We start from the raw sequence: 24,159 nt of genomic DNA on the forward strand, positions 1-24,159 counted from the left end.
TCTAGAGATACAAGTAGGCGAGAAATTACTTCTTTGTCTTGAATGTAACCGAAACCGTCGAAGTAACCGTCTTTTCAATGGTTGAAGTGTCGTACTCCCCATAGTCAGAAGTTATCGTCGAATCAGGTGTCGTAACCTGGAAGGGTCCACTGCGAACGCTCAAGACTGGCCCAATGGTTCCGCCGACTGCTCTGGTCAACGCAATTGCTCTTACTTGAGCATCCTTCATGGCATCTTCCAATAATTGCGGACGCAAAGTTGGTAGCGTCGAAACATAATATTGCGGTCCATAGTTATTGATGTTGACGCCAGTCTGCAGGAGAGTGCCAATATCTTGACTCAATTGAGCAATCAGTTGAACGTCTTTGGATCGCACGGTCAAATTGCGACTGGCATTGTATGAAAGAGTGCGACCAGTGGGATTCCCGTTCTTGTACTCCTGATTTGCGTATGTGGAGACCGCTCCCAGTTGAATCGAATCCGCTGGTATTCCGCCTTTTGTGAGATAGGCGCTAAGTGCGTCAATACTTACACCGACCTGCTTGACTGAGGCGGCGACACTTGATTTCGACTCTTGTATAGAAAGAGTCCACACTGCGTTGTCTGCCGTTGCCGCAACTTTTGCAGATCCGGTAACCGTGATGCCATCTGTTGTACGTGCGGCAAATCCAGCCCCGACCTTTACCAATCCATAGCCAAGTGCAATGGAGACAATGATCGCCGAAATAATAATGGTCATAGCTTTGCGTCGCTCGATTGTAATGATGGGACTTTCTTTCATGTCGCTCATAAATTAGAGCCTACTCCTGCTTCATTTGGCGAGGTATTAAAAGGAGATAACGCGATCGTGTGAAATTTCATCCATCTCTACTCGTCGAAATTGCTCAAGTTCTAAATCCCATTCGCTTCCGAGTGCTAGCTGAATTGAAATCCGCATAGAGTCATCATCGAGTGCTAGCGCACTTGTAATCTGATTCTCAGTAATCATGACCGAACCAGCGCCATCGAGAACCGCGCGGTGAATACCTAAGTTAGGCGTGAATCGATAGAGGATGCGCGCTTGCGCAGACTCCTCACGAACTTCATAACGCAAGTAGTGCCAGCCTCGCAGCGCACTTGCCAGTTCGGCACCAATGCCGGCTCGATCCCGCCATTCGATGGTGGTCCGATGAGTTCCTACGAGAAGTGGTTGTGGCCTCCACGTGAGTTGAACAGGACGCCCTAAGAGGCTGGCCACCGCCCATTCAATGTGGCGGCAGAGCGCGGAAGGTGCTGAGTGAATGACGAGATAACCCCGTGTAAAGGCTCTTGAGCCCGTAGGGGGTAAGGCGGATAGGTCCATATCTCTCCTCGTTGACGTTGGCGCGACCTTCCCCAGCCCACCACGAACGATTCGATGTCTATTTTTACCGCATTTGACCCTATCCGCGCTAGTGCTGGAGGAAAACTCTTTAGGTAATAAGCCTAAGAGCCAGTACCCTTATAGGTAGTCGGACGCTTAATCAGTACCCGTTTCATGGCCTAAAGCTTTGCTCGGTATCGCTGGCGCAAGAGGAAGACTGGTGAACGAGGATTTCTCGCTCACCCCACATATATCGAAGGAAAAGCAAAACATGGCAACAGGCACAGTTAAGTGGTTCAACTCTGAAAAGGGTTTCGGTTTCATTGCAGTTGATGGTGGCGGACAAGACGTATTTGTTCACTACTCAGCAATTCAAGGAAATGGTTACAAGTCCCTTGAAGAGGGTCAGTCAGTTTCGTTCGAGGTCGTCCAGGGTCCAAAGGGTCCACAGGCCGACGCCGTAAACGCTAACTAATATTCACCACTTTAAGTAGAAAAGCCCCTGGGAGACCGGGGGCTTTTCTCATTTCCAAACATTCACATAAAAGGTCAATACCCAGATTGCTTAGGGATCACTCCCACTTTCTTCATCAATGTAGCTACTGATTTCGCCGGCGATAAATCCTTTCCAACTTTCCAAGCATCTAAATATCTCCATGGGTACACCTCACCCCGACGTACCCACCAAATTCCTGCAGGTGTTGGCCACGAAATTCCATAGTGAACATGTGATGCGGTTCCACGAGCATCGCCCGATGTGCCGATATATCCCAGCACATCACCCGCATTTACTCGGCGGCCCGGTTTAATACCTGGCGCAACTTTCCCCAGGTGCGACCCATAATACCGAACGCCATCGTCACCAATGATCGATACGAACAATCCCCCACGCTGCGCCCCTAAATTAGTCTTGCCATTCCACCTATCCACTCGATTGACTTCGTCAACGATCCCAGATGTCGTAGCCACAAAATGACATCCTTTTCTCGTCAAGATATCTGTCGCAGGATAATTGTGGTGGGAGTGTGCATATTTAACGGCGCATCCGTCAATGGGAAACGCGTAAATCGGTGTGGCGTAGGCAGGCGGTAAAATACCCACGAACATCATTGAAGTGAGAATTAAAGAAAAAATGTGCTTCAAACGCATCTTTAGAGCATAGTGGCGCATCACTTTCAATTCTCCTCTAAACTCCTCCCCAAGGGGCGGTAGCTCAGTTGGTTAGAGCCCGGAACTCATAATTCCGTCGTCGTCGGTTCGAGCCCGACTCGCCCCACTGTAATGATCTAAGGTGATTTATTGGCCGTCTTCGAAAATAAATTCAAGATCAAAGGAATCTGCAGGAATTTCAAGCATCATCGAGACCACGTCGCGTGTCATGACATCAATCTCATCGAGGTTGCGAGCTTGAGTGAAGACATTTTCCAGAGATGGAAGTTGAATAAACCAAAATGTGCCATCTTTGGTGACGTTGGCTCTATATGTAGTCTTAATCATTGTGCCACCATCTTTCTCCGAGGACTGGTTGGAATTGTTTCATGATTTGCATCGCAGGTAAATCACCTAACTCTTTATGCCGCGGTATTGGAATACCTAGGTTACTAATTGTCATAATTGAATGGCTCCCGCCCTCACGCAGCGTTACATCTCTAATCCCTTGTCGCGCGGCTTGCCGATAAATTTTCTTCAGAAGTTCGCGCCTTTTCACGTCGAGAATTAGAGTGGGTATTCGGTAACTGATGTTTTAGCATTGCATTACCTGTGGAAAAAGAAGCGCTGGAGGTATTACGGTGACACGATACAAACTTGAAATTTGTGAGGATGATCCAGGCTATTGGTCGGCAACATCCAATGTAATCATTGATGGAGAACCTACCCGTTATCTGGTTTTTGCCAACTCACTTAAACAATTGCGAGATCTGGTTCAAGAGGGTGTCGATGGGGCAATTGGTATTCCATGAATTGCATTTGAAGAAGTTTTCATTTCATCACAAAAGAATGGCGCGACAGTTCTCTAGGTAAAGCAAATCGTCATCAGTAAATGGTAGCCTTCTGTTACACCGCTTGAGGTTTCGTCTTCAAGCCTAGGGCTCAACCGAGAGGTTGAGCCCTTGTCATTTCCGCGGATGCGATTTTGCCCAAGACCTAGGCTTTTGAATATTTCCTCCACTCGGCGTCAAATAACTGTCGGGGAATTGATTATTTCGAAGCAGTTCAACGTCTAAGCGAATAAGAGAACTCGCGGAAGATTTTAGAGATGCCGAATTTTGTCCATCTCCGGGAACTACTACGTGAACAGTTACTCCCTCAGACTTAGTAAAAAGTAATGGAAGCAAGGCGATGCCAACGAGCATCTTTTCGAAATTTGCCTCGAACTATTTTTACACCAGAATGTTCCAAAACTCGAAGATAAGTAGCTTGACGATCTGATGCCCGATCCCCTACAAAACGTGACTTAACAGGAGCTGTAAAATAAAATACCCTGCCCAAATTAGCATCGGGTTCGAGAGATTTACAGAGACCGACAATATCTAACCATTTACATTCGGGGCGCCTCTCAAGTGAGCCTTTGTAAAGATTGAATCCATCAATATATGCATTAAATGTCGGTTTCATAGTGCAATTCTGTCGCCTCAAGTTCAACTCTCTTTCATTATCCACAAGTTACTGAGCGCTAATAAGAAAGGCTTACATGGAATTCCACACTACGGGCATGTCCAATTTTCCAACAATGAAGTCTCGCGAATTACTTCGCATTTTGCAGGCAAAACCACTAAATTGTTAATTTATGTGGACAAGGGGAAGGAAGCTTTGGAGGTCTTACGATGACACGATATAAATTGGAAATTGAACAAGACAGCACTGGAACATGGGTAGGCACGTCCAACTTGGAACTAGAAGAGGGCAAGACCGCTTACATAGTTATCGGAGGCACTTTAGAAGAGTTACGCGAGTTAGTCCAAGAGGGAGTAGCTGGAGATCTCGATATCGAAGGAATTACATTTGAAGAGGTCTTCTTAACTAGCTCCGAAGCAACTAAATAGGTAGGACCTTCTTTTTCAGGTCGAACCCGACTCGCCCCACTGCGTGCTGTATTACTCCACCCATTGAACGAGGAGCGAATCCTCTCAACATCACTCTCAGTAATTTCTTTCCCATAAATCCACGGCGTAATTCCACGCACAGACTACTCAGGGCGAGAAAAGTGAAATCTCGTTACAGCAGAGACTTCGCAAGTGCCCAAATTCCCGTCCATGAAGGCTCACGAATTACTGCAGATACTTTTGCGAAAACCCCTCAACTACACAATAGTTAGAACTAATGGCTCTCATCGAACTCTCGTCGCCATGGGGAGGCCCGAGGTCCTCTTTACTTTTCATGCTTCCAGGGAACTTTCAACTCGGAAAGTTAAGGGAGTTTTAATGGGACAAGTTTATTTAACTCAAGTCGAAGCACTGGAGGTTATCAAGTGACTGAATTCAAGTTGGAGATTCAAAATAATGAAGGTAACTGGTGGGCGTATTCTAATATCGGCACTTCGCAAGAACCTGTGCATTACAATATTTTCGCTAATTCATTAGAAGAGCTTCGTGAATTGTTACAAGAAGGAATCGATGGAGATTTGGAGATCGAAGGAATCTCCTTCAAGGAAGTTTTTGTTGAATGTAACTCTTTTGAAATGGAATATCCTGGCAAGAACCTATCTCTCATCTGAGTGAGTTCAATCCCATCTCGCCCCACCAAGTCGTCTAGATTTAGTGCGAAAGAACTTTCGGGACATCAGATTCGTGACGTTCTTATGGACGACCTAGGACTCGCTGAAAAAGAAGCACTGGAGGTATTACGGTGACACAACACAAACTTGAAATTTGTGAGGATGATCCAGGCTATTGGTCGGCAACATCCAATCTGATCATTGACGGAGAGCCTACCCGTTACCTGGTTTTTGCCAACTCACTTAAGGAATTGCGGGAGTTAATTCAAGAGGGCGTCGATGGGGCAATTGGTATCCCAGGAATTTCTTTTGAAGAAGTTTTCTTAACTAAGTCCGAGGCAACTAGTTAGGTAGGACTTTCTACTTTTCATACTTATAGTCAACCAAACGTTGTTCCGCAGGGACCTTGAACCCGTTGCACTCCCAAGGATAGGCAAGAACACCTTGCTCAAAGGTGGCATCAGGAGCAAAACATTTCCAATAGAAGAATGCATCTCCTTGAACCCAGTGCAAGTTTCTGTCTCCTGATTTAACAGTTGGATTCAAAGATTTATCTGGGACCTTCATCCTTATCGGTGCTTGCGAGTGAGTACCAACGCTTCCTGAATATGCAATGACAGCGCCTCGCTTTACTTCACGGCCAAGAAGTGCTTGGCAGGCGGCTGAGGTCGCATTACCGGCGTATGCGGAATCATTTTCTGTATAGAACTGCCAACCTTCCGCCCGTAGTGGTCCTGGCCATTCTTTGGCATTACTACACAAAGGATCCTTGTCTATTCCCAACAATAATGGGGAGTTTTGCAGGTGGTAGAAACAAATAATTAGCCCAGGCCAATCTGAACTTGTTGATTCAAAACATAATTCCAAATCGTTGAATGGGACTTGTAGCGTTCCATCCATTCCGTTTCTGAATTCAGAATTTCGATTATTGAAACCGATGAAACGGGCATCGACTGGTGCCAGGATTGGCTCACCATTACCTATTTCAAAGTTAACACCGCTTTTCCCATCGTAGTATCCCAACTCTGGTCGGCTTCCTGTTTTTGGTCCAAGTGTTACAAAAGCTGGGTCCATTCCGCCGCTGAAGAGAAAGTGCTGAACATTTATTCCTTGCATATTGATTGGACGCTTCGTAATTGCGGAAACAGAATTTTCAGGTGGAAAAATTATGGACGTCCGTGCTGGACTTGGCGTTGGCCTCTGTTTCAATGGTGGTTTGGCAGTGGATGATGAGGAAGGTGAGGCAGTCGGAGTTGGAGTAGGAGTTTGGGTGGGAGTGGGAGTTGGGGTCGAAACCTTGACCCGAACGCCCTTATTCCAAATCAATTTCTTGCCAGACTTGACACAGGTAAATATCTTGCCGTGGTAGGTCACTTTTTGTTTGTATACCTTGCAGACGGCCCCTGCAGAGATTTTTGTAACTGAGAAAGCGGTAACAGGCAAGAGACTTAAAAGAAGTCCAATAAGAACTCCCTTTACTATGAGACTTATGACTCTCATTTCTCGACTATAACACTTTGAACTTAAACCACCAGTTTTAGGGCAACCGCATTCCGCATGAGAGTTTGCCGTGTTTGAGCTCTTGGGTAATGTATATAGACAGTGTCGGAAGTTCCATGCATCGAAATAACTTCGCCCATCATCGAATTTATGTCATATCCCACCATCAACCCACTTGCAGTCACCGTCGTAATAGGTTCGGACCAGAGCCTTTCTTAACATATGAAATAGAACGACGCTCATCGATGCTGTCATCATGGACGATATCAAATCCTGAAATGTCTCCCAACCAGTAGGCTCCTCCTCTGTCCAAACGGATATGTTCGACAAATTCCGAAGATGACAGGGCAACCGCACCTACACGCATGAGCGCCAGCGAAGTTTCATTCTTTGATGATGCAGAGGCATACGAAAAACCAGCGGAAACGAGAGCGATGGAAAGTATCGCGTCTAGGCTCAGCATGCCTATGCGGCGTGGGTGCTTTCGAATATATCGGACTGCCGTCGACTCTTTTTTTAGTAAAAAGTCATATATTGAGCGTATAAGTGAAATCATGAAAAGCACCTTTATGGAGAAGGGTTTAGTGGCGAGTTCTGCCTTTGGGTTCCCCAATGCCATTAGTACTCGCATTCACGTCGTTACTTTTGTGTATGCTCGAACATGCTCGGGCAGAATTACTCGTGGTTATCGCCTAGAACTCGCTACTTTTCTGGGTATAGGCTGAGGAAATCGCGAAGGGAAGTGGTTCATGGAGTATGTGCGCAAAATCTCAAACCTGACAACTTTCCTGTATGAGACCAACCCGTCCTCGGATTCCATCGCACGTTTTCTTGTCTTAGATACTTTTTCACCATTCGAACCAAGCGGACTCCTCCTCGGGCTGCTTCAATCGAATGGATCGATTAAGGCCACAGGCAATTTCGGAGTTAGCGAAGGAATCCGGAATGAAGTTGTTGCAATCGCAAACGGGCCGTTGAGTCCATTCTCTCAATCTATGCAGAAGGACAAAGTCCTGAGCCTGCACGGACTCGGTGATTTACTGCCGCACTCCTCCAAAGAGATAAGAATGGAGGGTCATCTTTCTGGTCTTGACTACTCACTGGCCTGGCCGATTCATTACTTAGGAGTTGGGCTCCTCTTTTTTAGTGAGGAAATCGCACTCGACTCTCTCGATGAACTTTTTTTCCGCTCGGTTGGTGGAATGCTCGCACTTCACCATACTTACACGAAGACACTGTCAGATTTCACTGAAGGAGTTGGATTAGCAGGTCCGGCGGGACCGCAAGGTACGACCGGTGCGGCGGGACCGCAAGGTACAACCGGCACAACCGGTGCGACCGGTGCGACCGGCACAACAGGTACAACCGGCGAGGCGGGACCGCAAGGTACAACGGGCGCGACGGGCACAACAGGTACAACCGGCGAGGCGGGACCGCAAGGCACAACCGGTACAACAGGTGCAGTTGGCACAACGGGTGCGACCGGTGCGACAGGACCCGCTGCAGTTTCAGCCAGCTCTAAAAATCAACCGCTAATGGCAGAAAGTAAGGAACTTACTTCTCGCCAAAAAATTATTCTCAGTGAGATACGTCGAGGTAAGACCAATGAAACTATTGCGCTAAGCCTAAATTTCAGTTCCTCTTTAATACGACAAGAGACAATGGAAATCTACCGAAAGATGGGAGTGAGCGGCCGTAAAGAACTCATGGAAATGGACAATAATGAGGAATGAAAATGGCAGATAACTCATAACTCATGTAGCCTTTGAATTCACGGGAGTTCGGTAATACCGGACTGAGAGGAAGACTACGGAGTCTTCGACCGTCAAACCTGACATGGGTAATGCCAACGCAGGGAGACCGCTCTTACAACCCGTGCCTATTCATTACGAAAGGCACAGAAATGAAACTTACGAGAAAGACGCTCATTCCCATCTCCATCGTTGCAATTGCAGCGCTATTGGTAATCGTCGTAAATAACACGGGCGGGACCAAGATCAAGGACCTGACTCTGGCTACACATGACTCTTTCGTCATAAGTCCTGCCCAGATCAAGGACTTCAATGCAAAGAGTGGATACACACTCAAGTTAGTCAAGGTCGGAGACGCTGGAACCCTCACCAACAAGTTGGTACTCACCAAAGATTCTCCCATCGCTGATGCAGTCTTTGGAATTGATAACTCCTTCGCCGGCGTTGCCACGAAAGCTGGAATTATTGATGGCGATCTAGTCGCAACCGATTATGGTGACGTCTGCTTCAACTACGACAGGACATGGTTTGAATCGCGCAAGATAGCGGCCCCCACTTCTGTAAGAGACTTGGTAAAACCCCTTTATAAAGGACTCACGGTTGTAGAAAATCCAAATACCTCTTCAACAGGACTCTCTTTCTTGGCAGCCAGCGTAGAACTCTTCGGTCAGCAGAAGTGGCCGATGTTCTGGAAGAGCCTCAAAGCGAATGAGGTCAAAGTGGATGACGGCTGGGAAGCCGCCTACTACACAGATTTCTCCGGCTCCAGTGGAAAGGGTGCCTACCCGATTGTTCTGAGTTACGCGACATCCCCCGCAGATGAAGTTCGGGCAGATGGTAAATCGCAAACCACAGCAATCACCGACGGTTGCTTTCGGCAGACCGAGTATGTCGGCGTCCTCAAGAAGGCAAAAAATCCACAGGGTGCAGAGAAGTTAATCGAATATCTCTTATCTCCTGCTTTCCAGAAAACCTTCCCAACCTCGATGTATATGTATCCGGCTGTTACCGGAGTGGAAATTCCAGAGAGTTGGGCGACCTTTGCCGGCAAGGCCAATCGCACTTATGGTGACACGTTAGATATCAACGCAAATCGCAAGACCTGGCTCTCAACGTGGTCAGAAATCTTCGGTTAACATCAAAAGAAACAAAATCCTGTGGGCAGCGCCCCTCCTCTTTATTGGGGTGCTGTTCTACTGGCCTTTAGGGAAAATACTTTCTCTCGGATTTTCAGGAAATTGGTTTGAGTCAATAGCCACTTCCCAAGTGCTAAATATTTTCTGGTTCACGATCTGGCAAGCCCTAATCTCCTCACTCATCTCCGTATCACTAGGGATCCCAGGCGCATACGTACTCTACGCTCGACGACTTCGAGGACAGGAATTGATCAAGGCTTTCATTACGGTTCCGTTTGTCTTGCCGACGATCGTTGTTGCGATCGGCTTCACATCGTTTCGTCAACTGCCTGTATTCGCCTCACTCTTACAAGGCGGTTCCAACGTTCCGATCATCATTTTAGCGCACGTATTCATGAACTATTCGATTGCGGTTCGAATAATTGGCAGCACCTGGCGAAATCTTGACTTCTCTCTTGAAGACGCCGCCTCACTGGATGGCGCAGGGCGTCTGCGGACTTTTTTGGAAGTCACCCTCCCCCTTCTCAAGACTTCCATCGCTTCGGCTTTTACCTTGATATTTCTTTATTGCGCAGCGAGTTTCGGGATAATTCTGGTTCTTGGCGGTGGAGCGATCAGGACAGTTGAAACAGAAATCTATGTAACGACGACTCAATATCTAGATCTAAACAAGAGCGCAGGATTAGTTTTTCTCCAATCCATCATTACCGCAATTGCTTTCTTTCTGTCCAGAGACAGGGGGGCGAGCGGACTCATCGAGAATCAGGCCCACGGACCTTCGCGTAAATTGGACAGGCGTGACTTGCCTGTTATTGCAATAACCCTCACATTTGTCTCAATCTTCATCGCCTTGCCAATCCTTAAAATATTCATTAATGCATTCTTAGTTGAAGGTTCGCCTTCCATCCTAAACTTCTCCAATCTCACCGGGCACGGGGCACGGGAGCTGCTCAACATCTCAGTAACCCACGCAGCGCTCAATAGTCTGAGAAATGCAATTGTGGCGAGCGCGATAAGTATCAGTATTGGACTGCTAGTGAGTTTCATAATCTCTAGACGCGAGAGGGGTTTTAACGCCCGTGTATCAAAGAACATCCTCGACCTAGCTTTCCAGGCACCTATCGGTATCTCCAGTGTCGTTTTGGGTTTTGGCTATCTCATTACTTTTGGTTCGGGGATATTTCCGTTGAGATCAAGCTGGATAGTGACGCCTATCGTCGCTTCAATCCTGTCAACACCTCTCGTAATCCGACTGATCTACCCCGCGCTCATCTCCATTGACGAAGATCTGCTCGAATCCGCCGCAACCGATGGGGCTTCGGTCGAACAGACTTGGTGGCAGATCGAGGCACCCCTTATTCGGACTGTCATTCTTACCGCGCTCGGCTTTAGCGCTCTCATCTCAATCGGCGAATTTGGTGCCGCAAATTTTCTCGCCTACGGGGACCAAGGAACTCTTCCAATAATCCTTTATCAACTAATTTCCCGCCCCGGAACACAAAACTATGGAATGGCGATGGCGGCAAGTTCTTTGCTTATCCTCTTTGTGACACTCGTCATGTATCTAATCACGCGGCTAGACACCTCAAAGAAATAGAACAATCTCGCTTTTTTGAGAATTACCAGATCGACCAACCACCATCGACAAGAATTTCTTGCCCCGTGATCCAGGCGCTTGCATCTGATGCAAGCAATGCTGCTGCACCTTTGACATCCTCAGCAAGACCTGTTCGCTGAAGTGCATTCATTTTTCTGAAAGTCTCCACCTGCGACTTATTGGTTTCGTCATTTGGAATCTGACCAGGAGAAATGCAGTTCACACGAATTCCATGAGGTCCGAATTCTGCTGCTAATGCACGAGTGAGATTGAGTACCCCAGCCTTTGCGGCAATATAAGGAGGACCTGATCTCGTAAAGTCAGAATTGTATGATCGTGGATCCATCGCAAGGCGCGCCGCGATCGATCCGAGGGTGATAATTGCTCCGCTCTTATTTGGAAGCATCGCCTTCGCGGCTTCTTGAGCACAAATATATGTCGAAAGCATATTGAGTTCGAAAGAGGCTCTAAATTCGTCGATCTTCCCATATGGAGGATATGTCGTTGTGCGATGACCGCCTGCATTAGCAATAAGAACGTCGAGACGACCTGATTCGGAAACAACTCTCTCCACAAGGTGCCTCACCGCAATTTCATCAGTCGCATCGCAGCCTAATCCAGTCACTTTTAATCCTCGGCCGCGCATCTCTTCGGCTACCTTTTCGCAAAGTTCTGTGCGCCGTGAGGCGATATAGACATGAGCTCCTAGTTCGGCAAGCGCCTCGGCAAATGCGCTTCCAAGGTGTGTCCCACCTCCAGTCACAATCGCAACTTTGCCAGTCATATCGAGCATCTGGTAGATGGTTCTATTTGTCACAAAATCCTCCTAAGGAAGTATTTTTCGAAATGAAAAATGCCACGCGCGACGAATTGGAGATTACCAATGGCTACCAGCACGTACAAGCATTTGGTTCGGCATGGACTACCATCGCCTAGGCATCCAGATATTGAATCTCTCCATATGAGATTTAACGCGAATTAAGTGAGTGGGGGAAGTTTGTACGGATTACTGACACTCTTTGTTGGGGCTCTTACTTCCGTCCAATCACGAGCGAATGGCCAACTCTCGGTCGATGTTCATAGCGCCCTAGGTTCGGCAGTCATTTCAAATGCGGTGGGGTGGGCAATTCTCTGGGTCCTCGTTCTTGTCAGAAGAAGCGACCGACAAGGTTTCAAAGTTTTCCTGCAAGCTATAAGAAATCGTGAGATGCACTGGTGGGAACTCATGGGTGGAGCCGGCGGTGCCTTCTTCCTTGCTATGCAGAGTTCTGCCGTTCCCGAAATTGGGGTCGCAGTTTTTACTATCTGCCTCGTAGGGGGCCAAACAGCCACATCGCTCCTTGTCGATAAAATTGGCTTCTCTGCCAATGGAAAACAATCGATCACCTGGCCACGGGTCTTTGCAGCAATCATGACGCTCGTTGCAGTGAGCATCGCGGTCTATCCCGACCTTGGAACAGTCAATTTCAAGGTTGTCACAATCGTTTTATGCCTAGCAGTAGGAGTAGTAGTCGCTTTTCAGCACGCGTTAAACAGTCGGATTAACCTAATCGCGAGAAATCCCATGGTCACCACATGGCTCAATTTCTCTGTTGGAATCTCATTCCTGATCATTGCCCTTGTTATTGATTTAATGCGGGGCGGGTCGATAGGTCCCCTGCCCCATAATTTTTGGGTATATATCGGTGGCCCGTGCGGATTGCTCTTCGTGGCGGTAGCCGCGTCGGCCGTTCGCACAATGGGAGTCCTTAACTTCATTCTCTTCAGTGTCACCGGACAGTTGGTGGGAGCCTTGTTGTTGGACTGGCTACTGCCTACAGATGCAGGTGCACTAGATGGCTACCTCATCACCGGAACTGTTGTAACCCTTGGTTCGATTGCCTTCTCTCGCTTCTTTCACGCCAATCATCAGAAGAACCTCATCCGGGAATCTGCCACAAGATCTATATGATCTCTTCGAGAGTCGAGCCACACTTTTCCAAAGCCTAGGAATTTTTATACGTGAAAACCCGTATCTCTCTACAAGGAGAAGCGATATCGATCGCGTGGTGGTTAACGCCCTGTCACATAAGCAATAATGATTCTTACAATTTGTAAGCATGTCAGAGAAAGGCAGCCCTAGCGGATCAATGAACGTGTCAATGGATTTAATCCCCAGAATTCGCGTCTTGGTCGCAGATGACCACCCGATATACCGGGCTGGCTTGGTAGAGCGGCTCGAAGACGAAGAAGGCGAACTCACCGTTGTAGGCGAAGCATCAAATGGTCATGAAGCGGTTGAAATGACGCAGTCGCTACGCCCCGATGTTGTACTGATGGATTTGCATATGCCCCTCATGACGGGAATTGAAGCCACCGCAAAGATCAAGGCAGACTTTCCAGGAATACAAGTCCTCATTCTTTCCGCAACTACTGCAGAGACAGATTTACGCGACGCAATAATTGCTGGCGCCAGTGGATATCTAGTGAAGACTTCGAGTCCTGCCGAACTTCGACAAGCAATTATTACTTGCCTAGACGAAGAATCCGAAGGGATTCCATTACCTTTGACTCTTGACGATAGCGCCATGTTTGGCAACTCCAAGGGCTTGAGTAAGCGCGAATTGCAAATTCTTGAGTTAGTGGCCAAAGGCGAAACAAATAAAGCAATTGGGGTGCAGTTCAACTTGAGTAGTCGCACAATTGAAGTCCATATGCGTAACATATTTACAAAACTTGGTGTCTCCTCACGAACAGAAGCTGTTACCACCGCCATCCGTGATCAAGCGATTCAGTTGCCTTGAGGTTGCTTAAGAAAATCATCCACCAGTACCGCGACTATCGACTCTGGGTCATTCTGGTGGTCACAGCTGCTGCATCTGCATCCACGGGTATCCAGATTCGCAACTATCGCACCGTGGAAAATCTGAACGACACACTACAAAATTCGAGTCTAATTCAATTTTTTGTCTTTGTTTACCTTATTGCGACGATGGCCTCCGCATTACTTTTTGGACCAAAGGAGGTACTCGCCACAATACTTGCGGCTGCAATCTTCTTCCTCCCCAATGGCCTCCATTTATTAGATGCAAAGTATGGCGAGGTGATTTTGCTCCGACTCGGGGTGATAGCCCTTGCATCTATCGGAACTGGATTTATTGTCAATCGCGAGAAGAGAGCACGCCAACGCCTTATTGCGCTAAACAATCAATTAAAAGAAACCATTCTCGAGAAAGAGCGCTACATCAAATTTGCTGGAGAAGCCCAGGAGAACGAGCGCTTGCGTATTTCACGCGACCTGCACGATGACTCATTGCAATTATTGGCTGTCGCAACGATCAACATCGACCAGGCGATTGAAGCCGCAAACCTGGAGGAAATTAGACATAACATGGTCCGCGCCAAGGAAACACTCATGCTTACATCTGAAACTATTCGACGCTATTGCGAAGAATTAAGACCAATTCTCCTTGAATCAATGGGTCTTATTTCAGCCGTGCAATGGCTAGGCAATGATCTCGAAACTCGGGCACAGATCTCTGTTGAGTTCGAGACCATTGGCGAAGGCTCGCAGATCAACGCACAGGACGAAATTCACCTGTTCCGCGTGATGCAAGAGGCTTTCCACAACATAGAACGCCACTCACGAGCCACGAGTGTGGAATTACTCTGGCAATATCATCCCGACCATCTGGAGATTTCCGTCACCGATAACGGAGTCGGGATGTGGAATTTCGGTCCTTCTCCTGCCCGTTCCCTCGGCATCCAGGGCATGCACGAGCGCATCGAACTGCTCGGGGGAACCATCGCATTTGAGAGCAGACCAGGCTTCGGAACCAGAATTCTCCTTACAATCCCAACTCTGTGAGCAATTAAAGCCCCGATCAGGTACTAGTCGGGCATCGGCTTTAGGGATATTTTATAAACCTGGCAACGAAAATGAACGTTCATCGGGCAATTTTGCGGGTTAGGAGACCGTGATGGCACAGACGAAATGGATAGCCGATAAAGTTTCAACACTTTTCACTGAAGGTGTGCCTATTAGATTTGCAGCTTTCGATGGAAGTGCGGCAGGAAACCTACAATCTGAGAATATTCTTGAAATCAAATCACCGCTGGCGCTGCGGTACATCCTGAGTCATCCCGGGGATCTCGGACTTGCGCGCGCCTACATAACAAACCACTTAGACGTACGCGGAGATATCCATGCAACCTTGATGGCCCTCCGAACCTATGTGAAATCCCCTATGCCAATCGATTCTCTGGCAAAACTCACTCTCGCAGTTGGTCCGAGCGCGTTAATCAGACCAGAGTTACCCATAGAAGAAGCACCGCCAAGATATCGAAGGGGTCTCCTGCACTCTCTAACTCGCGACAGGTCGGCAATCGAGCATCACTACGATGTTTCCAACACCTTCTACTCATACATTCTGGGACCCACCATGGTGTACTCCTGCGCAGTCTTTGACAACGAAAGCAGTTCGTTAGAGGAAGCCCAGAGAGAGAAAGTGGACCTTATCTGCAGAAAGTTGGATCTCAAACCTGGCATGAAATTGCTCGATGTTGGCTGCGGTTGGGGCACATTAATTTTACATGCCGCAAAAGAGTACGGCGTCAAAGCAGTCGGCGTAACCTTAAGTAAGAACCAGGTGACGCTCGCACGAGAGAGAATAGTGAGAGCACATTTAGAGGAAAGTATCGATATTCGTCTGCAAGACTATCGCGAAGTTCAGGACAGTGATTTCGACGCAATCTCCTCGGTGGGCATGAGCGAACACGTTGGCGATTCCAAATTAGACCTTTATTTCTCGCAGTTGCATCAGCGGATCAAGGAAAAGGGTCGTATTCTCAATCATTGCATTACCCGACCTCACTCTGAACTTAAAGCTCGCACGGGCGCATTTATTGATCGATACATCTTTCCAGATGGCGAGCTAACTGCGCCCAGTCGAGTGACTCAGGCATTGCATAATTCCGGATTCGAACTCAGGCACAGCGAGAACTTGCGCGAACACTATGCAAAAACGCTGGCCAAGTGGTGCGAAAACCTTGACGCAAATTGGGACGATGCCGTCAAGGAGGTGGGAGAGAATCGCGCCCGTATCTGGAACTTATATATGCAGTTGTGTCGGATTGGATTTGAGACGAACTCCATCCAAATTCACCAGTTTCTGGGAGTCGATAATGACCAATTTGGAAGAAACGAACTCCCACGTCGATTTAAGTTTTGATACCTACTCAATCAATTTACGTGCTTGAGAGTATGTATCCGCATCAATTTCACCGGAAGCGAACCGTCTATCAAGAATCTGTCGGGGGGTTTCCATCTTGTCGACCACGCACGCATGTTGTAACGGAGGGTTGTTATCCCTGCGTGTTATCCACGTGACGAGCCAAATTCCAAACCCAATTATGACGAGCCACATCAGCGCCATCAAGACAATGCTGCCACCGTCCATCCCGTAACCATCCCTGTACCAATTCATGACGCTGCCCTTTCCTAGATATCTAATACATCCATGTTAAGCACGAATAATGTGGAAATACCCACCCTTGACAGAGAAATGTGGGAGAGCAATCGGCGTGCCTCAGTCGCATTTCCCTCTCCGTATGTCTAAATACGTACGTGGGGCCCCTCGAAATAGATGTTCGAGGGGCCCCACAGCATCGTCACACCGTGTCAATGAGTATGTTCGCAAATAACGACCGACCGACGAAAGTCGATGAAAGTGCGTTTTTCGGTTTCCCGAAAACCCATTAGGTGCTGTACGACTCGAATCTGCCGTTTTCCCGACCCCCACGTCGTCGCCGTGTTGGCAATGACTTTCGCCATTCCAGAGTCGTTTCTCGATCCGATTCTCACTAATTCAGATCGTGACCTAAATCAATGAGACAACTCATTTATAGAACTATGGGATAAGAAAGTCAATGGAATTTGAGAAGATTGTCCATGGTGGAATTCCATATATTCAAACATTCAACTCTAGATTGAGACATATAGCCCATAGCTGGAAACTCAGGTAGGAAAGAGTGTCGTCGCTCGCCCCCGAGGGCCAGGTTGGGCAATAAAAACCATGCCTGCTTGAGGAAAGTCGCGCAAGTCGGTCGATTGACTTGCACTCGTAATAACCAACTGATCAAGGTCCTTTCCACCAAAAACACAAGATGTAATGAGCGGAGCAGGACAGGGAATCTCATCAAGTACCTGCCCCGTATTGCCGTCGATGCAGCGGATTCGACTGCCTCCCCAGAACGCGATCCAAAGATTGCCATGCGCATCTATAGACATGCCATCAGCCAATCCCATGTCTTGCGTAAATGTGACATGACTTCGACGATTTCTAATCTCTCTTTCTTCCACATCAAAAATGTCAACACGGTTGAGTTGCGTATCTATGTAATACATCAGCCGACCATCAGCGCTCCACGCCATTCCATTACTGCACGTGACATCTCCAAAGAGACGACGCAAGTGCTTACCATCTCTTCTCAATTGATAAAAAGCCGCCGCATTCAATTCCGCGTCATATGCCATGGTGCCAAGGAATAGGTCACCGAACGGCGAAACTTTGGCATCATTCCATCGTATTTTCTTAGATGTCTTGAGGCCATCTGCATCTTCCCTTGTAGGAAGGTGGTGGAGAGTTCCATCCAAATCACGGAGCAATGGGCCATCTGCAACGCCGATTATTTCGCCGCCTCCTACCCGCGGAATTGCAAAACTCACATCATCTGAAGTCTCATATTCGGAAATCTCCGACGTGAGCATGTTGCGGAATCGGACCTTCCTACCAGTTACATCAACCCAGTTGATGATTTCGTTCTCTACGCCAGATGAATTGGGCCCTTCCCCCAATACGTTTCGACGCTCATCAAAAATTTCTACTTTCATAAACCTATTGATCCCTCCCTTGCGCAACTACGTTCTCCAAAGGTTGGCTTGCAGCCAGTCGGATCAATTGAGACTCGATTAATCGACGTGCGCGTGGTTCGAAGGCACTCGAATTACCTCCAACGTGTGGAGTAATAAAAACTCCTGCCTCTTTCCAGAGTGGATGATCTGGGGGTAATGGTTCGGGATCGGTGACATCTAACGCAACAGTAATCCTTCCAGTTCGCAGTTCTGCTAAAAGGGCGTCCGTATCAATAATGGCTCCCCTAGCCACATTTATGAGTAGTGCGCCAGTTTTAAGCAGTGCGAATCTTCTAGCATCGAAGAAGCGATGACTCTCGTCATTGAGCGGCATAATTAAGATGACGACGTCCAGCGAAGGTAAATAGTCATCAAAATTCTTAATTTTGACTGCCCCATCCCGACCCGATCTGGAAAAACCGATAACCTCGACGTCGAAACCCGAAAGATTTCGAGCGATGGTTTGCCCAATTGCACCAAATCCAACAATCCCTATTTTTCTATCATTAATAGAACGAAATTGTGCGGGATCCCACTTACCTTGACTCTGCGATAGAACAAATCTTGGAAATCCCCGTAAGGATGCAATGGCCATTCCTACCGCCAATTCAGCTGTTGAGTCATTGTGAATTCCTCGTCCATTACAGAGAGTGAGCCCTGGCCGAAGATATTCCAATGCATCCTCATAGCCGGCGTTTGGCATCTGTAAAACTTTGAGGTTTGGCATTGATTTCACGTACTCAAGTGCGCGACGGCCCTCCATATACGAAGGCACGTAAAAAGTGATCTTTGATAGATCGCTTATATCCAGAGGAGTGCTCGTTGGAGTGAGCCTCTCAATCCCGTCAGGAACCGCGATATCTTCCCACTGAGTCCAAACGGCATGCTTCACGCGGCCTCCAACAAATCGTAGACTTTGAGTGAAGCAAATATACTCATCTAGACCCAATATGAGCGGAAGTCATCATGGAAAAGTTCAAGATATGGACGGAAGATGATGCCCGCCGTTGTATCGCGACCCCAAAGTCAACTGACGATAAATACTCACGTGGAGTTCTGGGAGTGATTGCCGGATCTAGGCAATATCCAGGAGCGGCAGTACTGGCGTGCGAAGGAGCAATGCAGACCGGCGTAGGGATGGTTCGATATTCTGGTCCAAGAATTGCGCGAATGTTGGTACTTCGGCAAAGTCCAGAAGTGGTTATCCAATCCGGACAAGTTCAAGCATGGCTAATCGGACCAGGAATTGATTTCCATAGAATTGGACGCAGAAAAAGGCGATTCATTGAAAATGCACTAGATCAAAAAGTCCCCCTGATTTTGGATGCGGGTGCCATTTCGTTGACCTTGAGAGCCACCACTCCAACCCTCATCACGCCTCATTTTCGAGAACTCTCATCGCTCTTTGCTCTGTCAAATGTTGAGGTGAGCGCAACGGAGATTCAAGGTGCCCCCAAAAAGTGGGCTCTACTTGCAGCCAATAAATTCAATGTCTCCGTGCTTCTCAAGGGCACTCAAACTGTCGTCGCCTCGGGGCAGACTGCAATCGAATTGCCGTCGGCTCCGGCTTGGTTAGCAACTGCAGGAACTGGCGATGTTCTCAGTGGAATACTTGGGGCTCTACTTGCAACACAATCCGATCTCATAAAAGCGCGACCCGAGTTTCTTGCCGAACTTGCCGCTACTGGCTCGTGGATACATTCTCATGCCGCCCTTCTCGCCTCAAGCGGCGGGCCAATAAACGCAATTAGTGTCTCAGCGGCTATACCTGAGGCAATCCGAAAACTACTCACTAGCATTTAACTATCACCGTCAATGTGGGTTTATTCAAAGCGTAATTAATATACTTCGGCTCATGACCCATCGTGCTCTGCTTATCAATGATGATGCATTCGAACTCACTACCTTGGCCGACGCAATGCGCTTGCGTGGGATAAATGTCGTCGGTGAAGCGCATACCCTCGTGGCCGCTCAAAATCTGTTCAGCACGCTAAGGCCCGACGTTGTTGTCATTGATGCACACTTTGATGGATATGGTGGAATTAATTTGGCTCGGAAGATGCGAAAGAACAGAGAGGGGCTCGGAGTTGTCCTCACCACGGCCTGCCCCGATCTTCGGCTGCTGGGACTTTTCGAGAAAGACATACCGACTGGAACCCAAGTCGTTCTTAAAAGGTCCCTATCTGATTTAAACATACTATGCATGGCTGTCTCGGCTTCGGTGGAGGCAATCTCAAAAAACGAAAAAACTCAGTGGGTTAATCGATTCATCTCACCAAATGGAAAATCATTTCTCACCGCTACTGCACTCTTGACAGATGTTCAAGCCGAAACATTCCGTCTCGTTGCTTCAGGCATGAGCAATAGTGAAATTGGTAGACAGCGTTTCGTAAGCGAAAAATCAGTTGAGCAGATTGTGGCTCGAATCGCCTCTCAATTGAGAATCTCTCCCGATCGAAGCCGTAACTTGCGGGTGCTATTGACGAATGAATACAACAAGTGGGTCGGTTCTCCGCGACACTGATCCATGCCGTTTGATTGGCTTGAATTTGGCCGCAGCCAAGCGTATGTGGCGAATTCTAAGAATGTTCGGGTATCGTCACGAGTATGAATCTTTCCCAGCTTCGCTCACAGTGGAGTAATGTCCTCAATCTTCTTGAGAAGGAAGACCGAATTGCTTGGTTAGCATTTTTTGATGCCAGGTTGGCGCGACTCGAGAATCAAACTCTCTACTTGGATTTTTCAGATAGCCGAAAATTTTCGGGAAGCCTCGAGTACGGACAGATTCGAGATAGCCATCGCATTGCATTGCAAGAAGCTATAAAAACCACCCTCGGCGTGGCTCTAGAAGTTGTTGATCGGTGATGAAATATCTTCCAAAATTCTTCCTCATCATGTCTATCGTCGTAGGCACGTTGAGTCCATTGCCAGCCCTGGCAACCTCTTCAAAACTCACTCTTTCGATTCGACAAACGCCTAGTGTCAGCGATCCCGTAATCACGCTGTACGGGCAACTCAAACCGGCAAGAAAGTCAGTGAAAATTAATGTTCAAGTGGAACTCTCTAATAAATGGCAGAACACACTCTTTTCAACTACCACAACTTCAAAAGGAACCTGGAAAATTGAAGCCGTAGCGACTGCCCTGGACGCTCAAGTTAAGTATCGCGCAATTGCAACTCTCGGAAGCAGCAAAACATTTTCATCTGCTCGCTCCATAAGAATTTCGCAAATACCCGAAATGAGTAACTACGATCCCTCATCACTCATCCTGGAAACAGGTCCAGGAGGGCGCATCCACGGCATGGACATAAGTCGCTGGCAACATCCAGGTGGTGCACCTATAGATTTCGAAAAAATGTACGCGGCCGGTGTTCGATTTGTCATGATTAAAGCGGCGGACTCTCATGATATTGCCGACGCAGAGGCATTGAAATATCTAATCATGGATCGTAATGCCGCACAGGCCGTGGGCATTTACACTGGCTTCTACTATTACGCCACACTTCCCGATACAACTGATGAAGCGGTGATCATTGAGGATGCACAAGCGCAAGCACAAAAAGCCATCTGGAGATTAGCAAGCCTGGGAGGTTATACGGATCGAGACCTCTCATTTGCCCTAGATCTTGAGAATAATTGTGTGCGCAAGTCAACCAGCGGTTCCTGCACCAAGTACACCTCCCGAAGCGCGGTCACCCTGTGGGCAAAGACGTGGCTGGAAATATTTGCGGCGAAAACGAATCGCACACCGATTATTTACTCATACCCACAATTTCTCGAAAATGCGATGGTAAGGGACGCAAGTTTTGCAAGTTATCCATTGTGGATCGCTCACTACTCACTTAATCCTTTTGACCCGTTGTCACAGCCTGGGTTGAAAACAGCGGGATGTTTTGTCACTCCTTGGACGACAGCAAATTGCTCGTCACTTTGGGCGGTGTGGCAGTACACATCCTGCGGAATCGCAAAGAAATATGGAGTACCTGGAACGCGGGTAGATCTCAATGTATTCCGAGGAACGCCATCGAGCTTCCTCGATCTTGCAAAAGGTACGTGGGCCCCAGAGAGCGCCGATCTGATGCCGGTCCTTGAACCAACCCAAATGGTCGTTACTCCCCCAGTGGTCTCCAAGGCAAATAAACCGATTCTCTTCTCCATCGATGTGAATCGCCCAACAGGACTTCCGGTTGTCACTGGAACAGTGAAATTCGTGGCTGATAAAATTGTTCCGCCACTTGTTGGTTTTACGCAGAATGCAGTTCGCTCGTCAAGTGGTCGTTGGACATTAACCTTGAAGTCGGTGCCCGCTGGACTTTGGAGTGGACGAATTATCTACAATGATCTTTCTGGTACGCATGCAAAGAGTACGAGTGCAGTAACTTTAGAAGTTAGCCCGGGACCTACCCCATCGCCGTCGCCAACCCCTTCAACATCTGAGACAGACAGCCCTACTCCCAGCCCTACGGCAAAGCCAAAACCAACTCCGACGAAAAGATCCACCATAGATTACTGCCGGTATCAGGTTAAGAATTAATCTGCTTTTCTAGTAATTCGGTAGTTGCCTGGCGCTCTTGTCGATATATCTCACGATAACGTTCGATTGACTGAACTCGTTCTATCCGATTCCATCCCAGAATCGGAGCGATAATTTTTGCAATCTCATCAAGAAGTTCTACTGAGTTCTCTCGCGATTCGAAAGAAATTCGAGTTCGCCGAGACACGACATCATCGACCGATCGAGCTCCTTCATGGCTGGCAGCATAATGAATTTCGGCACGTAAATATGGAAGATCGTTTGCAAGTGGTTCGGCCAGAGAAGAATCCTCGGTTATAAGATCCAAAATCTCACTTATGAGTGATCCATAACGATTCAGGAGATGAAGTACCTGGCTTTCGGCCAGCCCGGTCTCGGCGGATATTAGGGTTACTTGTTGCACCAGCGCGATGTAGCCGTCGGCTCCAACGATAGGTAATTTTGATGTAATCGAGTTGGAGACTTCCTCGTTTAACTCCTTAGCTGCAAGGTCAATAACGTCCTGCGCCATCACTCGGTAAGTCGTGTACTTCCCGCCAGCAATGCTTACAAACCCCGGAGCGGGCCGATCGACAGTGTGCTCACGAGATAATTTTGTCGTGAGAGCATCGGCCTTCTTGGAAACCAGAGGTCGCAGTCCGGCATAGACGCCAATTATGTCTTCAGAGCGGATTACTGGTTCGAGGATCCTGTTTGCCTGAGCCAGTATGTAATCGACATCTTCACGGTTGGCAAGAGGTTCGTTGCGGTCTCCGGTGTACTCCGTATCGGTAGTACCAACAATCCACTTATCTTCCCAGGGGATGACAAAGAGTACCGAAACCGGCGTTTTCAATATAATTCCAGCCTCAGATTTAATTGCGGATCCGGGCAGAACAATGTGGGCACCTTTACTCATCCTGACTTCATACCCAGGTTTTAGTCCGAATTTCTCGTGTAGATCGTCACTCCAAACGCCTGCACACATAACCGTGACACCCGCCTGAACTTCGACCAGTTGATCATTTTCTAGATTACGAACTACTGCGCCCGTTACTTGTTGACCTTCACGAATCAGCGATTCACATGCCACCCCAGTTGCGATTACTGCTCCATGTCGGGCGGCAGTACGAGCCACCATCATTGTGTATCGGGCATCGTCGACTTGAGCATCAAAATATTTGATTGCCCCGGTGACAATGTCCTGGCGAAGTGAGGGAGCAATCTGCGCGATATTTTTCTGGCTTAGGTGTTTGTGCCACGGCAGTGCCCTTTGGAATCCGCGCAGAACGTCATAGAGCGCAAGTCCTGCACCGACATAGGTTCTGTCCTTCAACTTCTCGTGGAGCGGATAAAGAAATGCCACCGGTTTAACTAGGTGTGGGGCCAGCGATGTGACCATGGACTCCCGTTCTTGCAATGCTTCGCGAACTAAGCGGAAGTCATACTGTTCTAGATACCGCAGTCCGCCATGAATGAGCTTGCTTGACCTACTTGACGTACCGGAGGCGAGGTCATGTGCCTCGATGAGTGCCACCCGCAATCCACGGGACGCGGCATCTAGGGCGGCGCCAACTCCGGTTATGCCACCACCAATGACCAGGACATCAAATTTCTCGTTCGATAGAGCCACCAGGGCGTCGCGATGTTGATCTGGGTCTAATCGCGAGTCAAACATCCCTGCTCCATATCCGTCGCTACTAGAGTTGAGT

General features: G+C 48.1%; 28 protein-coding genes, 1 tRNA gene and 1 riboswitch. Of the genes, 17 read left to right on the plus strand and 12 right to left on the minus strand.

Annotated elements, in window-relative coordinates; all coding sequences use genetic code 11:
* Window positions 1-25: 25 nt before the first annotated feature.
* A complete protein-coding gene (locus tag VMW30_07795; protein ID HUW88258.1) occupies window positions 26-790 on the minus strand; it encodes an SIMPL domain-containing protein in 765 nt (254 codons plus the stop codon).
* A 36-nt stretch (window positions 791-826) separates the two neighbouring features.
* Window positions 827-1,342 carry a DUF3145 family protein gene (locus VMW30_07800; protein ID HUW88259.1) on the minus strand — a complete coding sequence of 172 codons (516 nt, stop codon included), beginning with the start codon at window positions 1,340-1,342 and terminating at the stop codon, window positions 827-829.
* 271 nt (window positions 1,343-1,613) lie between these two features.
* Between VMW30_07800 and VMW30_07805 the strand changes: the two genes are divergently transcribed.
* Window positions 1,614-1,817, plus strand: a complete 204-nt coding sequence (locus VMW30_07805) for a cold-shock protein (protein ID HUW88260.1) — start codon at window positions 1,614-1,616, stop codon at window positions 1,815-1,817.
* Window positions 1,818-1,891: 74 nt separating this feature from the next.
* On the opposite strand, the gene VMW30_07810 is transcribed toward VMW30_07805, so the two are convergent.
* Window positions 1,892-2,491: a M23 family metallopeptidase gene (locus VMW30_07810; GenBank protein HUW88261.1), complete on the minus strand. Its 600-nt coding sequence runs from the start codon at window positions 2,489-2,491 to the stop codon at window positions 1,892-1,894.
* Window positions 2,492-2,544: 53 nt separating this feature from the next.
* Between VMW30_07810 and VMW30_07815 the strand changes: the two genes are divergently transcribed.
* Window positions 2,545-2,618: transfer RNA gene (locus VMW30_07815), tRNA-Ile, on the plus strand.
* A 20-nt stretch (window positions 2,619-2,638) separates the two neighbouring features.
* Here VMW30_07815 and VMW30_07820 read toward each other — a convergent pair.
* Window positions 2,639-2,839 (minus strand): hypothetical protein, encoded by a 201-nt coding sequence (locus tag VMW30_07820; protein HUW88262.1) that lies wholly within the window; start codon window positions 2,837-2,839, stop codon window positions 2,639-2,641.
* Window positions 2,840-3,132: 293 nt separating this feature from the next.
* Here VMW30_07820 and VMW30_07825 point away from each other — a divergent pair, with 293 nt between their 5' ends.
* On the plus strand, window positions 3,133-3,303 hold the full coding sequence (locus VMW30_07825; protein HUW88263.1) for a hypothetical protein: 171 nt from the start codon (window positions 3,133-3,135) through the stop codon (window positions 3,301-3,303).
* Between the two features lie 352 nt (window positions 3,304-3,655).
* Here the strand turns inward: VMW30_07825 and VMW30_07830 are convergent, their stop codons facing one another.
* On the minus strand, window positions 3,656-3,958 hold the full coding sequence (locus tag VMW30_07830) for a hypothetical protein (GenBank protein ID HUW88264.1): 303 nt from the start codon (window positions 3,956-3,958) through the stop codon (window positions 3,656-3,658).
* A 209-nt stretch (window positions 3,959-4,167) separates the two neighbouring features.
* On the opposite strand from VMW30_07830, the gene VMW30_07835 reads away from it, so the two are divergent.
* From VMW30_07835 to VMW30_07845, 3 genes are all read left to right on the plus strand, one after another.
* The gene (locus tag VMW30_07835; GenBank protein ID HUW88265.1) at window positions 4,168-4,386 is read left to right on the plus strand and encodes a hypothetical protein; all 219 of its coding nucleotides are present in this window, start codon (window positions 4,168-4,170) and stop codon (window positions 4,384-4,386) included.
* Window positions 4,387-4,811: 425 nt separating this feature from the next.
* On the plus strand, window positions 4,812-5,057 hold the full coding sequence (locus tag VMW30_07840; protein ID HUW88266.1) for a hypothetical protein: 246 nt from the start codon (window positions 4,812-4,814) through the stop codon (window positions 5,055-5,057).
* A 131-nt stretch (window positions 5,058-5,188) separates the two neighbouring features.
* The gene (locus VMW30_07845) at window positions 5,189-5,407 is read left to right on the plus strand and encodes a hypothetical protein (GenBank protein HUW88267.1); all 219 of its coding nucleotides are present in this window, start codon (window positions 5,189-5,191) and stop codon (window positions 5,405-5,407) included.
* 10 nt (window positions 5,408-5,417) lie between these two features.
* Here the strand turns inward: VMW30_07845 and VMW30_07850 are convergent, their stop codons facing one another.
* Together VMW30_07850 and VMW30_07855 are read right to left on the minus strand one after the other, a co-directional pair.
* Window positions 5,418-6,557: a hypothetical protein gene (locus tag VMW30_07850; protein ID HUW88268.1), complete on the minus strand. Its 1,140-nt coding sequence runs from the start codon at window positions 6,555-6,557 to the stop codon at window positions 5,418-5,420.
* A gap of 181 nt (window positions 6,558-6,738) precedes the next feature.
* Entirely contained in the window at window positions 6,739-7,113 is a 375-nt protein-coding gene (locus tag VMW30_07855) for a hypothetical protein (protein ID HUW88269.1), read from the minus strand.
* A gap of 193 nt (window positions 7,114-7,306) precedes the next feature.
* Between VMW30_07855 and VMW30_07860 the strand changes: the two genes are divergently transcribed.
* The 3 genes from VMW30_07860 (at window position 7,307) to VMW30_07870 (ending at window position 11,041) form a co-directional block, all read left to right on the plus strand.
* On the plus strand, window positions 7,307-8,290 hold the full coding sequence (locus tag VMW30_07860) for a helix-turn-helix transcriptional regulator (protein HUW88270.1): 984 nt from the start codon (window positions 7,307-7,309) through the stop codon (window positions 8,288-8,290).
* A 30-nt stretch (window positions 8,291-8,320) separates the two neighbouring features.
* Window positions 8,321-8,432: riboswitch (TPP riboswitch) on the plus strand.
* A 28-nt stretch (window positions 8,433-8,460) separates the two neighbouring features.
* The gene (locus VMW30_07865) at window positions 8,461-9,444 is read left to right on the plus strand and encodes a thiamine ABC transporter substrate-binding protein (GenBank protein ID HUW88271.1); all 984 of its coding nucleotides are present in this window, start codon (window positions 8,461-8,463) and stop codon (window positions 9,442-9,444) included.
* 49 nt (window positions 9,445-9,493) lie between these two features.
* Entirely contained in the window at window positions 9,494-11,041 is a 1,548-nt protein-coding gene (locus tag VMW30_07870; GenBank protein HUW88272.1) for an iron ABC transporter permease, read from the plus strand.
* Between the two features lie 22 nt (window positions 11,042-11,063).
* Here the strand turns inward: VMW30_07870 and VMW30_07875 are convergent, their stop codons facing one another.
* Complete coding sequence (locus VMW30_07875; GenBank protein ID HUW88273.1) at window positions 11,064-11,858, minus strand: SDR family oxidoreductase; 795 nt, start codon at window positions 11,856-11,858, stop codon at window positions 11,064-11,066.
* A gap of 165 nt (window positions 11,859-12,023) precedes the next feature.
* Between VMW30_07875 and VMW30_07880 the strand changes: the two genes are divergently transcribed.
* From VMW30_07880 to VMW30_07895, 4 genes are all read left to right on the plus strand, one after another.
* Window positions 12,024-12,992, plus strand: coding sequence for a DMT family transporter (locus tag VMW30_07880; GenBank protein HUW88274.1), 969 nt, complete (start codon window positions 12,024-12,026; stop codon window positions 12,990-12,992).
* A 148-nt stretch (window positions 12,993-13,140) separates the two neighbouring features.
* Window positions 13,141-13,824, plus strand: a complete 684-nt coding sequence (locus VMW30_07885) for a response regulator transcription factor (GenBank protein HUW88275.1) — start codon at window positions 13,141-13,143, stop codon at window positions 13,822-13,824.
* A 2-nt stretch (window positions 13,825-13,826) separates the two neighbouring features.
* A complete protein-coding gene (locus VMW30_07890) occupies window positions 13,827-14,888 on the plus strand; it encodes an ATP-binding protein (GenBank protein ID HUW88276.1) in 1,062 nt (353 codons plus the stop codon).
* A gap of 112 nt (window positions 14,889-15,000) precedes the next feature.
* The gene (locus VMW30_07895) at window positions 15,001-16,251 is read left to right on the plus strand and encodes a cyclopropane-fatty-acyl-phospholipid synthase family protein (protein HUW88277.1); all 1,251 of its coding nucleotides are present in this window, start codon (window positions 15,001-15,003) and stop codon (window positions 16,249-16,251) included.
* A 3-nt stretch (window positions 16,252-16,254) separates the two neighbouring features.
* Here VMW30_07895 and VMW30_07900 read toward each other — a convergent pair whose 3' ends face one another.
* From VMW30_07900 to VMW30_07910, 3 genes are all read right to left on the minus strand, one after another.
* A complete protein-coding gene (locus tag VMW30_07900) occupies window positions 16,255-16,506 on the minus strand; it encodes an SHOCT domain-containing protein (GenBank protein HUW88278.1) in 252 nt (83 codons plus the stop codon).
* A gap of 530 nt (window positions 16,507-17,036) precedes the next feature.
* The gene (locus VMW30_07905; protein HUW88279.1) at window positions 17,037-17,912 is read right to left on the minus strand and encodes an SMP-30/gluconolactonase/LRE family protein; all 876 of its coding nucleotides are present in this window, start codon (window positions 17,910-17,912) and stop codon (window positions 17,037-17,039) included.
* Window positions 17,913-17,916: 4 nt separating this feature from the next.
* Window positions 17,917-18,825 (minus strand): 2-hydroxyacid dehydrogenase, encoded by a 909-nt coding sequence (locus VMW30_07910; GenBank protein HUW88280.1) that lies wholly within the window; start codon window positions 18,823-18,825, stop codon window positions 17,917-17,919.
* A 74-nt stretch (window positions 18,826-18,899) separates the two neighbouring features.
* On the opposite strand from VMW30_07910, the gene VMW30_07915 reads away from it, so the two are divergent.
* From VMW30_07915 to VMW30_07930, 4 genes are all read left to right on the plus strand, one after another.
* Window positions 18,900-19,736 carry an ADP/ATP-dependent (S)-NAD(P)H-hydrate dehydratase gene (locus VMW30_07915; protein HUW88281.1) on the plus strand — a complete coding sequence of 279 codons (837 nt, stop codon included), beginning with the start codon at window positions 18,900-18,902 and terminating at the stop codon, window positions 19,734-19,736.
* A gap of 52 nt (window positions 19,737-19,788) precedes the next feature.
* Complete coding sequence (locus VMW30_07920; GenBank protein HUW88282.1) at window positions 19,789-20,457, plus strand: response regulator; 669 nt, start codon at window positions 19,789-19,791, stop codon at window positions 20,455-20,457.
* Window positions 20,458-20,540: 83 nt separating this feature from the next.
* The gene (locus VMW30_07925) at window positions 20,541-20,798 is read left to right on the plus strand and encodes a hypothetical protein (GenBank protein ID HUW88283.1); all 258 of its coding nucleotides are present in this window, start codon (window positions 20,541-20,543) and stop codon (window positions 20,796-20,798) included.
* Window positions 20,798-22,468, plus strand: a complete 1,671-nt coding sequence (locus tag VMW30_07930) for a glycoside hydrolase family 25 protein (GenBank protein HUW88284.1) — start codon at window positions 20,798-20,800, stop codon at window positions 22,466-22,468. Before VMW30_07925 ends, VMW30_07930 begins: the two co-directional genes overlap by 1 nt.
* Here the strand turns inward: VMW30_07930 and glpD are convergent.
* A complete protein-coding gene (gene glpD, locus VMW30_07935; protein ID HUW88285.1) occupies window positions 22,458-24,125 on the minus strand; it encodes a glycerol-3-phosphate dehydrogenase in 1,668 nt (555 codons plus the stop codon). The two genes, VMW30_07930 and glpD, sit on opposite strands and share 11 nt — an antisense overlap.
* Between the last annotated feature and the right edge of the window lie 34 nt (window positions 24,126-24,159).

Source organism: Candidatus Paceibacterota bacterium (genome assembly GCA_035530615.1).
Taxonomy (GTDB): Bacteria; Actinomycetota; Actinomycetes; order Nanopelagicales; family Nanopelagicaceae; genus QYPT01.